Origin of the sequence: Chitinophaga sp. 30R24 (genome assembly GCF_049056765.1) — a bacterium.
Taxonomy (GTDB): Bacteria; Bacteroidota; Bacteroidia; order Chitinophagales; family Chitinophagaceae; genus Chitinophaga.
Genome location: NZ_JBJGXX010000003.1, coordinates 158,781 through 172,683 on the forward strand (window position 1 = coordinate 158,781; position 13,903 = coordinate 172,683).

Genomic DNA, 13,903 nt, shown 5'->3' on the forward strand with positions numbered 1-13,903 from the left:
CCTCTTTTTTATTGCTGTAAGGCCACTACGGTGTCTACATTGTTGTTTACCTGTATCCTCACACTGTCTTCTCCTTTTTTGGCCATCTTTACAAAACGCGGCGCAGCATGCGGGCTTACCACATCAGTTGTCAGCTTCTCAAAAAACATATATTTATCTTCTACCAAACTATACACCGGGTAGGCAGATAATATCCCGGTAGTTTTAGTTTGTAAGGCATAGTCGTTATCTATTTCATACCGGTGAAAATCGCTGTCGGATAGGAGGGTGATGGCTACTACCAGGCTAAGGGTTCTGAGGGGAGGCAGAAGGATGCCTAATAGTAACATAAAGGGAAATCCAAACAGGCAAAGCAGGTAGGCATACCGGGCGTCGGTGTCGGGTTTCGCCAAACCATACAGCAACATGCCGCTGCCGGTGTACAGGGTAAAAAATACCCGTTCTGTTTGGGTGCCTTTAAAGCCGTAGTTGTTGAGCATCAGAAACAGGCACAACAGCGATAAGCCGCCAAAAATAAGATGGATGTACCACAGGAGCAATTGTAGCTCCGGCGCTTTTACCTTTTTGATCTTACAGGAAAGGGCTGCTAAAAAGCACAGGCTCAGAATAGTAATGGTGATCATTGGTACCGGATAATAAGTTGTTGGCAGGTTGTAATAAAGAATAAAATATAAATATATGTATTTGTTTTAATTAATAACAAACAAGCCTGGTATGAAATGGCAATAATTATTAATCAAGGGTTAACTTTGCTTTTTCGCTAACAAAACAATATTTTTGCTCTGCCTTTCAATAAGGTATTTAAACTTTCAATTAAGAATAGCATGCGTCAGATAGCTTTCAGACAAGCCTTAAGAGAAGCCCTGCAGGAGGAATTTCGCCGTGATGAACGGGTATTCCTTATGGGGGAGGAAGTAGCCGAATATAATGGTGCTTATAAAGTGAGCCAGGGAATGCTGGATGAGTTTGGTCCAAAACGCGTAATTGATACGCCGATTGCGGAGCTTGGATTTGCTGCCATTGGAGTAGGTGCTGCCCAGAACGGCCTGCGTCCGGTAGTAGAATTTATGACTTGGAACTTCGCAGTACTGGCGCTGGATCAGATGCTCAATACCGCTTCTAAAATGCTGGCAATGAGTGGTGGACAGATCGGTTGTCCGATCGTTTTCCGCGGACCTAACGGTTCTGCTGGTCAGTTGGGTGCACAGCACTCTACTGCTTTCGAAAGCTACTATGCCAACATTCCAGGCTTGAAGGTGGTATCCGTTTCCAATCCTTACGACGCCAAAGGTTTGCTCAAAGCGGCTATCCGCGATGATGATCCGGTGGTTTTCATGGAAAGTGAGGTGATGTATGGTGATATGGGTGAAGTACCTGAAGAAGAATACATCATTCCAATTGGTAAAGCAGATATCAAACGTCCGGGTAAAGATGTTACCATCGTTTCTTTCAACAAAATGATGAAAGTAGCGCTGGGTGCCGCTGAAGAACTGGCAAAAGAAGGTATCGAAGCGGAAGTGATCGATCTCCGTACCATCCGTCCGCTGGATTGGTTTACTATCCTGGAATCAGTAAAGAAAACCAACCGCCTGGTAATCGTAGAAGAACAATGGCCATTCGCCAGTATTTCTTCTGAAATCTCTTACCGTATCCAAAAAGAAGGTTTCGACTACCTGGATGCGCCTATCCGCCGTATCACTGCTGTGGATGCACCTATGCACTATGCACCTAACCTGGTAAAATTATACCTGCCAGATATTGAGCGCACCGTGAAACTGGTGAAAGAAGTGATGTACATGAAAAAATAGTGGACCGGCCACTGGCCATCTACCAAAATATAAAAAGAAAGGATCGGAGATGAAATCAATCTTCGATCCTTTCTTTTTATGTTATTGGCTGATAGCTACTAATAGCAGCTAAAACTGCGTTCATTAGCGCCCCTGGCAGCTAGGAAAATAAGTCGCTCGATAAGTACCTGTCGCCGCGGTCGCAGATAATGCTGACAATAATGCCGCTACTCAGTTCCCGTGAAAGCCGGACTGCTGCAGATACGGCGCCACCACTGCTCATCCCGCAAAAAACAGCTTCTTCTCTGGCCAGGCGCTTGGTCATTATGCGGGCTTCTGCTTCAGAGATGTCCATAATGTGGTCTACCCGTGGCCTTTCAAATATTTTTGGGAGATAGGCTTCCGGCCATTTACGGATACCTGGTATTTTAGACCCCTCTGTGGGCTGGCAGCCAACGATTTGTACATTGGGATTTTGTTCTTTTAAGTAACGTGATACGCCCATAATGGTGCCGGTGGTGCCCATGGCGCTCACAAAATGGGTGATCTGTCCGGCGGTATCCCGCCATATTTCCGGGCCAGTGGTTTTATAGTGCATGCCATAGTTGTCTGGATTGGCGAACTGGTTCAGCATATAATAGCCGCCTTTAGCCACTTTATCGTTAGCATAATCAATGGCGCCTTCCATTGAGAGCTCTTTGGGGGTGAGCGTTACTGTAGCGCCATATACTTCCATGGTCAGTACCCTTTCCCGCGTAGCATCTGCCGGCATTACCAGTTCTATTTCCAATCCAAATAAACAGGCAATCATGGCCAGTGCAATACCGGTATTGCCGCTGGTAGCTTCTATTAGTTTTATGCCGGGCTGTATGTCGCCCCGGTCTAGCGCCCCTTTGATCATGCCATAGGCCGCCCGGTCTTTTACACTGCCGGCGGGGTTGTTGCCCTCAAGTTTGGCGAATATTTTTACGTCCGGGTTTTCGGAGATCTTTGTTAGCTCTACCATCGGCGTGTTGCCGATTAGGTCTACGATGGAAGCCATGGAGATGTTGATTTAGTCTTGGTTGGTATCTGAAAATTTATGTTCTGCTTTGTAATAGATCCGGGAAAAAGGCGCTACGCTTTTTATCAACCACACATTGCCACCAATAACGCTATGGCGGCCAATCACCGTATCGCCGCCCAGGATGGTAGCGCCGGCATAAATTACCACATGCTCTTCAATGGTAGGATGACGTTTGCTGCGTGCCATGCTTTTTTCTATGCTTAGCGCACCCAGGGTAACGCCCTGGTATATCTTTACATGGGGGCCTATGATGGTGGTTTCTCCGATTACTACGCCGGTGCCATGGTCTATACAACACCAGGGCGCAATTGTGGCTCCTGGGTGAATGTCTATCCCGGTACGGGAATGCGATAATTCCGTGATCATACGCGGTAATACGGGTATATATAGCTCATGGAGGGCGTGTGCAATGCGGTAAAAAGCAATGGCATAAAACCCTGGATAAGCACGTATCACTTCATATAAAGAAGACGCCGCCGGATCGCCTTGAAAGATCGCGCTGGCGTCTTTGTTCAGCTCATCATATATTACCGGCGTCTGGTTCATAAAGGCGCTGCTCAGGCTGGCTGCATCTGCCGGCAGTTGGTTGGCCATAGATTGCAGCAATCGTTGCAGTTGATCTTGCAACTGGCTACCATATTGCTCCAAGGCAACCGGATCAGTGATCACTTGACCCGTATGCTCAGGGAATAGCCAGTTCAGCAGATTACTGACAAATTCATCCACTGCACCGGTAGCTGGATAAGCATTCGCTGCAGCTTGTTGATGCCGCCGTTTCAACGCTTCTAAAAAATCATTCATATGCGGATTCAATTACAGGTATTGACACTTTTATATGTATTGAATTTACGTATAATTCTCTGTAAAGTTAGTAGACTATTGCTAATTTTCAAGTCAAAGCCGGAGCAGGAAAAATAAACGGGCCCTCCCAATTGTTGCCGGCATGTTAAATGATGCCGGGCTCCCTGCTTTTTTAAGGGATTAATCTTTATTTTTGCCCGTTACAAAAATGGCAGGAATGCTGTTCACACCTAACCAAACCTGAATATGGCTAACATTTTAATAATAGACGACGAAAAAAGTATTCGTAAAACACTTACGGAGATTTTAACCTATGAAGGGTATAAGATAGATGAAGCGGCAGATGGAATGGAAGGATTTAAAATGTTCCAGGCAAAATCATATGCTGCAGTGCTTTGCGACATTAAAATGCCAAAAATGGATGGGATGGAATTCCTGGAAAAAGCCAAGGAAGTGAACGCAGATGTTCCCATCATTATGGTGTCTGGGCATGGTAATATAGATACGGCAGTAGATGCAGTAAAAAAAGGCGCCTACGATTATATTTCCAAGCCGCCAGATCTGAACCGCCTGCTCATTACCTTGCGTAATGCTATGGATAAAACCACCTTGGTAACAGAAACCAAAACCCTGCGCCGTAAGGTAAACAAGGTGCCGGAAATGATAGGGGAATCACATCCTATCCTGAAAATCAAGGAAACAATAGAAAAAGTAGCCCCCACCGATGCCAGGGTACTGATCACCGGCGAAAATGGTGTGGGTAAGGAACTGGTGGCCCGCTGGCTGCACGAGCGCAGCAACCGCGCCGCCGGCCCTATGGTAGAAGTAAACTGTGCCGCTATTCCCAGTGAACTGATAGAAAGTGAACTCTTTGGCCATGAGAAAGGCTCCTTTACATCTGCTGTAAAACAACGTATCGGCAAATTTGAACAGGCTAGCGGCGGTACCCTTTTCCTGGATGAAATAGGCGATATGAGCCTTAGCGCCCAGGCTAAAGTATTGCGTGCTTTACAGGAAGGCAAAATTACCCGCGTAGGCGGTGATAAGGAAATCAGTGTAGACGTAAGGGTAGTGGCAGCCACCAATAAAGACCTGTTGCAAGAAGTGGAAGAAAAGAATTTCCGCCTCGATCTGTACCATCGCCTGAGCGTGATCCTGATACATGTGCCTTCCTTGAACGATCGTAGGGAAGATGTGCCATTGTTGGTAGATAACTTCCTGGACAGCGTTTGTAATGAATATGGCATTTCCCGCAAGGCAATCGATAAAGAGGCGATGAAAGCCCTGCAGCAACATAACTGGACCGGTAATATCCGCGAGCTCCGGAACGTGGTAGAAAGACTGATTATCCTGTCTGGTAAAACCATTACTGCGGAAGATGTGGATGATTTTGTGATCCCTAACCGCGAGAAGAAAAAAGTTAATTCCTGATTATCTGAGATATGCCCAAACATCTGTATCTGATCAGCGGTTTGGGAGCTGATGAGCGCATCTTCAACAACCTGCGCTTTCCTCCCGATTACCAGGTGCATTACCTGCAATGGATCACTCCTTTGCCGGATGAGACCATCAGTCACTATGCTTCCCGCATGGCGGCAGGCATAGCGGCTGATGGTCCTGTGGTATTGCTGGGCGTATCTTTTGGCGGTATCATGAGCATAGAAATCGCCAAACATATTCCGGTAGCCAAAAACATCCTGCTATCGAGCATTAAGCACACAACAGAAAAGCCTCCCTATTACAAATGGGTAAAGCGCTTACGGCTTCATCACCTGCCGGATCAACTCCTGTACCAACGCAGGAGCACAATTGTCAGAAAATTCCTGAACATAGAATCGGCTGCAGAAAGAACCCTGGTAGATGAATATCTCGCGAAGCGGGATTATTCCTATACCAGATGGGCAGTAAATGCTATCCTGCACTGGGAAAATGAACAGGTGCCGGAAGGATTGGTACATATCCATGGCGCTAACGACTGGCCTTTCCCTGTTAAATATCTCCGCCCTACCCATCTTATTCCCAACGCCGGCCACTTTATGGTACTGAATCGTGCCGAAGAAGTGAACCGCATCCTGGAGGAAGCACTAACAGCTGTTAGCTAATAGAAGTGATAATAATTTTCCTTTTAACCTTTTTTAAGAAAACTTTTCTGGAAGATTTGTTACTCCCTAGCAACAGAATATTATATTTGCCTTTTTAAGCATCTAATAAGCGTAACTGAATGAACCTGGCATTTTGGAAAAAAAACAAAGACAGTCAGCCAAAGAAAAAGAAATCTAAGGCGAGAGAATGGGTGGATGCTGCTGTTTTCGCAATTATAGCAGCTACATTGATTCGCACCTTTATCTTTGAGGCTTATACGATCCCGACTCCTTCCATGGAAAAGACTTTACTCGTAAACGACTTTCTGTTCGTGAGTAAAATCAGTTACGGCCCCCGTATCCCTATGACCCCCCTGGCAGTGCCTTTCGTGCACCATACCATGCCATTTACCAAGTCTACCAAAGCTTATTCTGAAGCGGTAAAATGGAAGTACAGGCGTTTACCCGGTTTTTCCGATATTAAACGATATGATGTGGTGGTATTTAACTTCCCCGAAGGAGATACCGTGGCCATCGACTCGCCAGATCCAAGTTATTACAATATGGTAAGGGCAAATGGTTGGCAGACTGTCCAAAATTCTTTTCAGATTGTTACCCGCCCGGTAGATAAACGGGAAAATTATATTAAACGTTGCATGGCCCAGGCTGGAGATACCATTAAGATCATCCACGGGGCAGTATATATAAATGGCCAGGCAGCGCCAGTGCCAGCCGGCAGTCAACATAAATATGTAGTGGAAACTACCGGTGATCAGCTCAACAGCAGCCGTCTGGAAGAATTAGGTATTTCTACTTCCGCACCGGATTTCTATCAGATCGATAGCAACAAGTTCCTCTACAACCTTACGCCGGCCAATGTATTGGCCCTGAAACAGTTTCCTATCGTAAAGAATGTTACTGTTTATGAAGAGTCTAACTACACTGATTTCAACTACGATAATATCTTCCCTCATGATTCTATCCGTTTCAAGTGGACAGACGAAAACTTTGGCCCGCTCTATATTCCTAAGAAAGGAGCTACAGTGAAGCTGGATGAAAGCAATATTGCTTTGTACGATCGCGTGATCCGCGTGTATGAAGGCAATAAGCTGGAAAAGAGAGAGGGTAAGTTTTATATCAACGGACAGCTTGCCGATACTTATACTTTCAAGATGAACTATTACTGGATGATGGGGGACAATCGTAATAATTCCCTGGATTCCCGTTTCTGGGGCTTTGTTCCGGAAGATCACGTAGTGGGTAAGGCCTGGTTGATTTGGATGAGCTATGGTGATGGCGGCGGTATCCGTTGGAACCGTTTGTTCAGAAATATCAAGTAAACAATTGTCCAAAATATAATTTACAGTAACTTACGGACTGGCGTTTTTGCCGGTCCGTACTTTTTTTAGCCCCCCGGAAGCCGCCTTGATAAGAACCCTTACATGCTTTATTTGATATGGAAAAAAAATCATTACACCTGGAATTTATGGTGTACGAAGATATCAGCAGCCTAGATGATGCCGATGCCTGGTTACTGAAAGAAGCGAGAGAAGTTACAGCACACGCCTATGCGCCTTATTCCCGTTTTCAGGTTGGAGCAGTGATCAGATTAGTGAACGGTGAAATTATTGCCGGCACCAACCAGGAAAATGCGTCTTTTCCTATCGGACTTTGTGCTGAGCGGGTGGCGCTGGCTTCTGCCGCTTCTGTATATCCTAATGTAGATATAGATACCATTGCGGTGAGCTACCATAACCTGAATGGAGACAGCTCTTATCCTATTTCCCCTTGCGGTATATGCCGCCAGTCTTTGTTGGAATATGAAGGCAAGCAAGATACCCCTATCAGGATTATCCTGGGTAGTTTAAATGGTAAAGTGTTTGTAATTGAACGGGCCAACGATCTGCTGCCGCTGTCCTTTACTGGCGAAATGTTAAATGTGTAAATATTATATGTAGATTTTATTTTATTTAAAGTTATTATATCTATATTTGTCGCCATGCCTGAGGTTTCGGATAAATGAAAACCCGTCAACTGCTCATTATTAGTAAGTAGGTAATGTCGGAATATTTACTGCAATCTATAGTGAACCGGCAGCTTGTTACTTTGATGGGTAACCGTCAGTAGGCTTAGCACATCAGATACGTTGGCTATTGTAGCGTTTTATCAATGAGCAGGGCACCAAGGACTATTGCGCAATGGAAGAAGTTTTACACTTGCAGCCTGCCCATGCTTTTGACATGTTTACGCTCAGAAAGTCGTATATGGGTGCAGGTAAAAAGAAGGGTGCGGATATTTGTGATAAAGTAATTTAATCAAGCATACTACCATATTTGCCACAGTGTAGAGGGATTTTAAAACAGCGCATTAAGGATAGGCAAGCTCCTTTTTCGCTGCGCTGCTTACTGTGGTATTTTCTTCGGCAGTTTCGGCCACGGCGGCCGTAAGCTGCTAACGCTGCGATCCGTGAGGACCGCAGCGTTTATTATTTTATACCGCCAGTTTTATACTGCCCCGGCCATCAAATAACAAGACCGCAGTAGGGAGGCCCGCTGCGGTCTTGTTATTTGATGCATTACTGATATTACATGCGCTCTGGTACTTTTATGCCCAATAACTTCATGCTTTGTGCAATAGTATGTGCAGTTAAAGTGGCGATCTGTAAGCGCAGTTTTTTCTTTTCTTCGCTGGTGGCACGCAGAATAGAGTAGGTGGGCACGCCATCCACTTTTTCTGCATAGAAAGAGTTGAATAACTGAGCTAACTGGAATGCATAGTTGGCAATAACAGCAGGGCTCAGTTCTTTGCAGGCATCTGCCAGGATACCTTCAAATTGCTCATTGAGGATGAGCAACTCTTTTTCCCGCGGCAAGAGCTCTCCTGTATATTTGTAATCAGCCAGATCTGCTACAGTGCCTGTTTCTCTCAGAATAGACTTGATACGGGCATATGCATATTGAACGAAGGGGCCTGTGAAACCATGGAGGTCGATAGATTCTTCCGGATTAAAAATCATTTTCTTTTTAGGATCTACCCGCAACAGGAAGAATTTCATGGCGCCCAGTCCTACCGTATCATAAAGTTCGTGCAACTCTTCTTCAGTAAAGGATTCCAGATGTTTGCCGGATTCCTGTGTTGCTGAAGCAACAGATTTTACCATATCAGTAATCATATCGTCTGCATCCACTACCGTGCCTTCCCGGCTTTTCATCCGGCCATGGGGCAATTCCACCATACCATAACTGAGGTGTTTAATACCAGGTGCTGCAGGTTCGCCCAGTTTTTCCAGGATCAGTTGCAACACTTTGAAGTGGTAATTTTGTTCATCTGCTACTACGTACACACTTTGTTCCATGTGGTATTGCTCGTATTTTAAACGTGCAGTACCCAGGTCCTGGGTCATATATACGGAAGTACCGTCGCCACGGAGCAATAGTTTTTGATCCAGTCCGTCGGCGGTGAGGTCTATCCAAACGGAATTATCTTCTTTCTTAAATAGTACGCCTTTTTCCAATCCTTCTGCCACGAGATTTTTGCCTAACAGGTAGGTTTCGCTTTCGAAGTACATCTGGTCGAAATCAATGCCTAAACGTTTATAGGTAGCTTCGAAGCCTTCATAAACCCAGCTGTTCATGGTAGCCCATAGTTCCCTTACTTCAGGATTGCCGGCTTCCCATTGCTGCAGCATAATTTTAGCCTGCTGCATGATTTCTGTTTTGTTGCGCGACATTTCTTTGATGTCGTCCATGATTTTGCCGGTCTTTTCTTTGTCGCCTTTTACTTCTGGTTTGTGCAGGGCATTTACCAGTTTTTCCAGTTTCTCGGCTTCAGTATCGTCAAAGTCACGGAAGTCATTTTCCAATACCCGGTCTATAATGGGTTCGGCTTGTTCTTTTAGCACAGCATCAAACTTCACATAGTAGTCGCCTACCAGGTGATCGCCTTTGATGCCAGTAGAATGGGGGGTATCGCCATGGGCGAACAATTGCCAGGCCAGCATCGATTTACAGATGTGGATACCACGGTCGTTGACCAGGTTTGCCTTGATCACTTCGAAGCCGTTGGCCTTCATGATTTCAGCAATGGAATACCCCAGGAAGTTATTACGCAGGTGACCGAGGTGTAAAGGTTTGTTGGTATTAGGAGAAGAATACTCTACCATGATCTTTCTACCATTGGCAGGCTGTATCCCGATGTTCACATTACTGAAATGCTGCTGCAGGAATTCGGTCCACCAGGCATCGTTAATGGAGAGGTTAAGGAAACCTTTTACCACATTGAATCGCGCAATCAGTTCCGGATAGTGGGTGGTCAGGTATTCACCGATATGCTGTGCTGTTTCTTCCGGTTTTTGCCGGCTGAATTTTGTAAAAGAGAAAACAACAATGGTATACTCCCCTTCAAATTCTGGTTTGGTAACGTTTACGGAAATATCCGTTTCTGTCACCTCTTGTTGGTAAAGGGACTTAATGGCGGCCACGGCGGCCGTTCTGATGGATTGTACAACACTCATGCTGAAAATGATTAATGCGAGTGGCAAAGATAGTCAATTAGCAGAAAGCATAAAGCTGTTCCCCTGAAATCGCAGATTTTACTATGCAGGAGAACAGCTTTATATCGTGTTGGGGTGGAAGTTAGAAAATATAGAACAGGTTGATCTGCGCTACGGAGTTTTTATTGCGGTAATCATCCGACTCATTCACATTGGTGAGGCCAAAGTTATACCGTGCGCCAAAGCCCAGGCCCATATCGAATTTATAGCCAAAGCCGAAGTTAATTCCAAAATCGGCTGTTTGGCGGCCGTCTTTAATGTCGGTGGTTGCCTTGCCTGTTTTTAATTGAGCGTTGGTTAAAAAACCTACCTGTGGACCGGCTTCCAGGTAAAACGCAGGTACAATATTATATTGTACCATTACCGGGATATTGATATAATCGTATTTTAAAGTAGTGGAAAATACCGCCAGACCATTGAAATAGCTGTCTTTTAGCTGGGTGCCCTGTGTGGAGTAAAGCAATTCTGGTTGTATAGACCAATCTTCGTTGATACTGAAATTCACGAGTCCGCCCGCGTTAAATCCAGCGAGTACCTTGGAATTGTTGTAAGAAGTGAGTTTGGAAATGTTTAATCCGCCTTTTACTCCAAATTTGACATTTTGTGCCTGTACTGTCAGTAGGGTACCTATCGCCAATACGCCAAACAGAATAAGTTTTTTCATGATATGTTTTTTTGTAAGGCCGTTATTGGCAATAAGCATGCCAGTAGTGCCACTACAAATCTTTCAACATCCAGCTATCACAGCCAAAATGACCGGTATCACCCATGGGGCCTGTCAGGTACCGGAATCCGAACTGTTCGTATACTTTTCTGGCCCGGGCCAGTTCCGGAGCTGTTTCCAGATAGCATTGCGTATAACCATTTTGTTTAGCGAATTCCAGACAGAGGGAAATAAGTTTGCCAGCCAGCCCTTTTCCACGGGCTTCAGGTAGCAGGTACATTTTCTGTAGTTCGCATACATGCGCAGCTCCGCCGTCCAGTGGGTGGATGCCGGCGCCACCAATGACCTGGCCATTTGTTTCGGCAACATAATAAATGGCGCGGGGAATATCGAACAGCTGGGATAAATGGTCGGTGGTAGGATCTGAAAATGCAGTTCCTGGTTTGTTCATGCCAAATTCTGTCAGGGTGCTTTTTACAATGTTGGCTACTACCGGGTCGTCTGTTGCTACGATAGTTCTAATGTTGATAGGTTCCATTAAATCGGGCTTATTGATGATCTTATTATTTGGATTTCTGTGGCAGCAAATATCCTGAATAATAATATAATCCCATAGCCCGATGATATTACTATCACTAAAGGAATCCTTCCATTTGCTGTTGCCGGTGGATAGCACCGGTTTTGAAGACGCCGGTTTCGTTAAATAATATATAAATATAGCATGATAGTACTAGATAGCGGTTGAGCTTGGCTTAACGCCAGAAAGTGAGGGGAACGGTTCAGGAATAAAATAGCCGGCATAGAAACCTAGACCAAAGGAAGGAAGGCGAGGCGATGAACAATTTAGGTTGTTGGGTTATTAGGTATATGGATGCACAACAGTAAACAGCAAAATAACAGTATATCCCATCGCTAAACATCGATATAGGGTACCTGACTGACATTATTTCATATTTTTTTGCTTGGCATAATCATTGACAACCCAACGACAAACACATTATATACTTACAACTAAAGGATAATCTTTTATACTATGGGAAAAATAATAGGCATTGACTTAGGAACTACCAATTCATGCGTTGCCGTTATGGAAGGTAACGAACCGGTAGTGATTGCCAATGATGAGGGAAGGAGAACAACCCCATCTGTAGTGGCTTTTTTAAAGAACGGAGAAAGGAAAGTAGGCGACCCCGCAAAGCGTCAGGCTATTACCAATCCTGTAAACACTATTATGTCAGTGAAACGTTTCATGGGCCGTCATTTTGACGAGGTTGCCAATGAGGTGAGCCATGTTACGTACAAAGTGACCAGAGGGGACAACAACACTACAAGAATTGATATAGAAGGCAGATTATATACGCCGCAGGAGATTTCAGCCATGATCCTGCAGAAAATGAAAAAAACGGCTGAAGATTATTTAGGTCAGGAAGTAACAGAAGCGGTAATCACCGTGCCTGCTTACTTTAACGATGCACAACGCCAGGCTACTAAAGAAGCCGGTGAAATCGCTGGTTTAACCGTTCGCCGTATCATCAACGAACCTACTGCCGCCGCGCTGGCATATGGCCTCGACAAAAAGCACGAAGACAGTAAAATCGCTGTATTTGACTTGGGTGGTGGTACCTTCGATATCTCTATCCTTGAGCTGGGCGACGGTGTATTTGAAGTAAAATCTACTAATGGTGATACTCACCTGGGTGGCGACGACTTTGATAAAGTGATCATGGATTGGCTGGCCGATGAGTTCAAAAAAGAAGAAGCAGTAGATTTACATAAAGATCCAATGTCTTGGCAGCGTTTGAAAGAAGCTGCTGAAAAGGCAAAAATCGAATTGTCTTCTTCCCAGGAAACTGAAATCAATCTCCCCTATATCACTGCTGTGGATGGCGTTCCCAAACACTTAGTGAAAAAATTGACCCGCGCGAAATTTGAGCAACTGAGCGACAGCCTGGTGGAAAGAACCCTGGAGCCTTGCCGTAAAGCCTTAAAAGACGCAGGTCTGAATACTTCTGAAATAGATGAAGTGATTTTGGTGGGCGGATCTACCCGTATCCCTAAGATCCAGGAAGTAGTAGAAAAATTCTTCGGTAAAAAACCTAACAGGGGTGTAAACCCGGATGAAGTAGTAGCTGTTGGTGCTGCTATTCAGGGTGGCGTACTCACCGGTGAAGTAAAAGACGTATTGTTACTGGACGTTACTCCACTGTCTCTCGGTATCGAAACCATGGGTGGTGTAATGACCAAACTGATCGAAGCCAATACCACGATTCCTACCAAGAAATCTGAAACTTTCTCTACCGCAGCAGATAACCAACCTAGCGTGGAAATCAATGTACTGCAGGGAGAAAGACCTATGGCTAACCAGAACAGAACACTGGGTCGCTTTATCTTAGGTGATATTCCTCCGGCTCCGCGCGGCGTACCTCAGATTGAAGTAATCTTTGATATCGATGCCAATGGTATCTTGCATGTAACTGCAAAAGATAAAGGCACCGGAAAAACACAGAATATTAAAATCGAAGCAGGTAGCGGCTTGAACAAAGATGAAATCGAGAAGATGAAAGCGGAAGCCAGAGCCAATGAATCTGCCGATAAAGAACAACGTGAAAGAATCGAAAAGCTGAACCAAGCAGATAGCCTCATCTTCCAAACTGAAAAACAGGTGAAAGAATATGGTGAAAAACTGCCTGCAGATAAAAAAGCAACGATCGAAACAGCGCTCAATAAACTGAAGGAAGCTCATAAATCCCAGGATATTGCACAGATAGATTCTGCTTCTGCAGAACTCTCTGCAGCCTGGAATGCGGCTTCTGAAGAGCTCTACAAAGCTTCTCAGGGTCAACCTGAAGGCGGACAGCCAAACGGTGGTCAGCAAGAGGGACAACCTAATGCTGCAAGTGATGGCGTAACAGATGCAGAATTTGAAGAAGTAAAATAAGCGGAAGTAATTCC

The 13,903-nt window shown here is 45.0% G+C and carries 12 protein-coding genes; 6 read left to right on the forward strand and 6 right to left on the reverse strand.

Features of this window, described 5'->3' with window-relative positions:
• Positions 1 to 8 precede the first annotated feature (8 nt).
• The gene (locus tag ACDQ55_RS10900; protein ID WP_420981419.1) at positions 9 to 623 is read right to left on the reverse strand and encodes a hypothetical protein; all 615 of its coding nucleotides are present in this window, start codon (positions 621 to 623) and stop codon (positions 9 to 11) included.
• A 201-nt stretch (positions 624 to 824) separates the two neighbouring features.
• On the opposite strand from ACDQ55_RS10900, the gene ACDQ55_RS10905 reads away from it, so the two are divergent.
• Positions 825 to 1,808 carry a pyruvate dehydrogenase complex E1 component subunit beta gene (locus ACDQ55_RS10905; RefSeq protein ID WP_420981420.1) on the forward strand — a complete coding sequence of 328 codons (984 nt, stop codon included), beginning with the start codon at positions 825 to 827 and terminating at the stop codon, positions 1,806 to 1,808.
• A 139-nt stretch (positions 1,809 to 1,947) separates the two neighbouring features.
• On the opposite strand, the gene cysM is transcribed toward ACDQ55_RS10905, so the two are convergent.
• The gene (gene cysM / locus ACDQ55_RS10910) at positions 1,948 to 2,841 is read right to left on the reverse strand and encodes a cysteine synthase CysM (RefSeq protein WP_420981639.1); all 894 of its coding nucleotides are present in this window, start codon (positions 2,839 to 2,841) and stop codon (positions 1,948 to 1,950) included.
• The gene (locus ACDQ55_RS10915; RefSeq protein WP_420981421.1) at positions 2,842 to 3,654 is read right to left on the reverse strand and encodes a serine O-acetyltransferase; all 813 of its coding nucleotides are present in this window, start codon (positions 3,652 to 3,654) and stop codon (positions 2,842 to 2,844) included. It lies immediately after the preceding gene.
• A 246-nt stretch (positions 3,655 to 3,900) separates the two neighbouring features.
• Here ACDQ55_RS10915 and ACDQ55_RS10920 point away from each other — a divergent pair, with 246 nt between their 5' ends.
• From ACDQ55_RS10920 to ACDQ55_RS10935, 4 genes are all read left to right on the forward strand, one after another.
• Positions 3,901 to 5,085, forward strand: coding sequence for a sigma-54-dependent transcriptional regulator (locus ACDQ55_RS10920; protein ID WP_420981422.1), 1,185 nt, complete (start codon positions 3,901 to 3,903; stop codon positions 5,083 to 5,085).
• Between the two features lie 11 nt (positions 5,086 to 5,096).
• A complete protein-coding gene (locus ACDQ55_RS10925; protein WP_420981423.1) occupies positions 5,097 to 5,756 on the forward strand; it encodes an alpha/beta fold hydrolase in 660 nt (219 codons plus the stop codon).
• Positions 5,757 to 5,875: 119 nt separating this feature from the next.
• Positions 5,876 to 7,075, forward strand: a complete 1,200-nt coding sequence (gene lepB / locus ACDQ55_RS10930; RefSeq protein WP_420981424.1) for a signal peptidase I — start codon at positions 5,876 to 5,878, stop codon at positions 7,073 to 7,075.
• A 116-nt stretch (positions 7,076 to 7,191) separates the two neighbouring features.
• The gene (locus tag ACDQ55_RS10935; RefSeq protein ID WP_420981425.1) at positions 7,192 to 7,680 is read left to right on the forward strand and encodes a cytidine deaminase; all 489 of its coding nucleotides are present in this window, start codon (positions 7,192 to 7,194) and stop codon (positions 7,678 to 7,680) included.
• A 639-nt stretch (positions 7,681 to 8,319) separates the two neighbouring features.
• Here the strand turns inward: ACDQ55_RS10935 and argS are convergent.
• From argS to ACDQ55_RS10950, 3 genes are all read right to left on the reverse strand, one after another.
• Positions 8,320 to 10,248, reverse strand: a complete 1,929-nt coding sequence (gene argS / locus ACDQ55_RS10940; protein ID WP_420981426.1) for an arginine--tRNA ligase — start codon at positions 10,246 to 10,248, stop codon at positions 8,320 to 8,322.
• Between the two features lie 121 nt (positions 10,249 to 10,369).
• The gene (locus tag ACDQ55_RS10945) at positions 10,370 to 10,951 is read right to left on the reverse strand and encodes a porin family protein (protein WP_420981427.1); all 582 of its coding nucleotides are present in this window, start codon (positions 10,949 to 10,951) and stop codon (positions 10,370 to 10,372) included.
• A 52-nt stretch (positions 10,952 to 11,003) separates the two neighbouring features.
• On the reverse strand, positions 11,004 to 11,489 hold the full coding sequence (locus tag ACDQ55_RS10950) for a GNAT family N-acetyltransferase (protein WP_420981428.1): 486 nt from the start codon (positions 11,487 to 11,489) through the stop codon (positions 11,004 to 11,006).
• A 495-nt stretch (positions 11,490 to 11,984) separates the two neighbouring features.
• On the opposite strand from ACDQ55_RS10950, the gene dnaK reads away from it, so the two are divergent.
• Entirely contained in the window at positions 11,985 to 13,889 is a 1,905-nt protein-coding gene (gene dnaK / locus ACDQ55_RS10955) for a molecular chaperone DnaK (protein ID WP_420981429.1), read from the forward strand.
• The last annotated feature ends 14 nt before the right edge of the window (positions 13,890 to 13,903 follow it).

Excerpts from the sequence above, each read along its gene's own strand:
- ACDQ55_RS10900 (WP_420981419.1), bottom strand. The coding sequence starts at position 623 with ATGATCACCATTACTATTCTGAGCCTGTGCTTTTTAGCAGCCCTTTCC.
- ACDQ55_RS10905 (WP_420981420.1), top strand. The coding sequence starts at position 825 with ATGCGTCAGATAGCTTTCAGACAAGCCTTAAGAGAAGCCCTGCAGGAG.
- ACDQ55_RS10915 (WP_420981421.1), bottom strand. The coding sequence starts at position 3,654 with ATGAATGATTTTTTAGAAGCGTTGAAACGGCGGCATCAACAAGCTGCA.
- ACDQ55_RS10920 (WP_420981422.1), top strand. The coding sequence starts at position 3,901 with ATGGCTAACATTTTAATAATAGACGACGAAAAAAGTATTCGTAAAACA.
- ACDQ55_RS10925 (WP_420981423.1), top strand. The coding sequence starts at position 5,097 with ATGCCCAAACATCTGTATCTGATCAGCGGTTTGGGAGCTGATGAGCGC.
- lepB (WP_420981424.1), top strand. The coding sequence starts at position 5,876 with ATGAACCTGGCATTTTGGAAAAAAAACAAAGACAGTCAGCCAAAGAAA.
- ACDQ55_RS10935 (WP_420981425.1), top strand. The coding sequence starts at position 7,192 with ATGGAAAAAAAATCATTACACCTGGAATTTATGGTGTACGAAGATATC.
- argS (WP_420981426.1), bottom strand. The coding sequence starts at position 10,248 with ATGAGTGTTGTACAATCCATCAGAACGGCCGCCGTGGCCGCCATTAAG.
- ACDQ55_RS10945 (WP_420981427.1), bottom strand. The coding sequence starts at position 10,951 with ATGAAAAAACTTATTCTGTTTGGCGTATTGGCGATAGGTACCCTACTG.
- ACDQ55_RS10950 (WP_420981428.1), bottom strand. The coding sequence starts at position 11,489 with ATGGAACCTATCAACATTAGAACTATCGTAGCAACAGACGACCCGGTA.
- dnaK (WP_420981429.1), top strand. The coding sequence starts at position 11,985 with ATGGGAAAAATAATAGGCATTGACTTAGGAACTACCAATTCATGCGTT.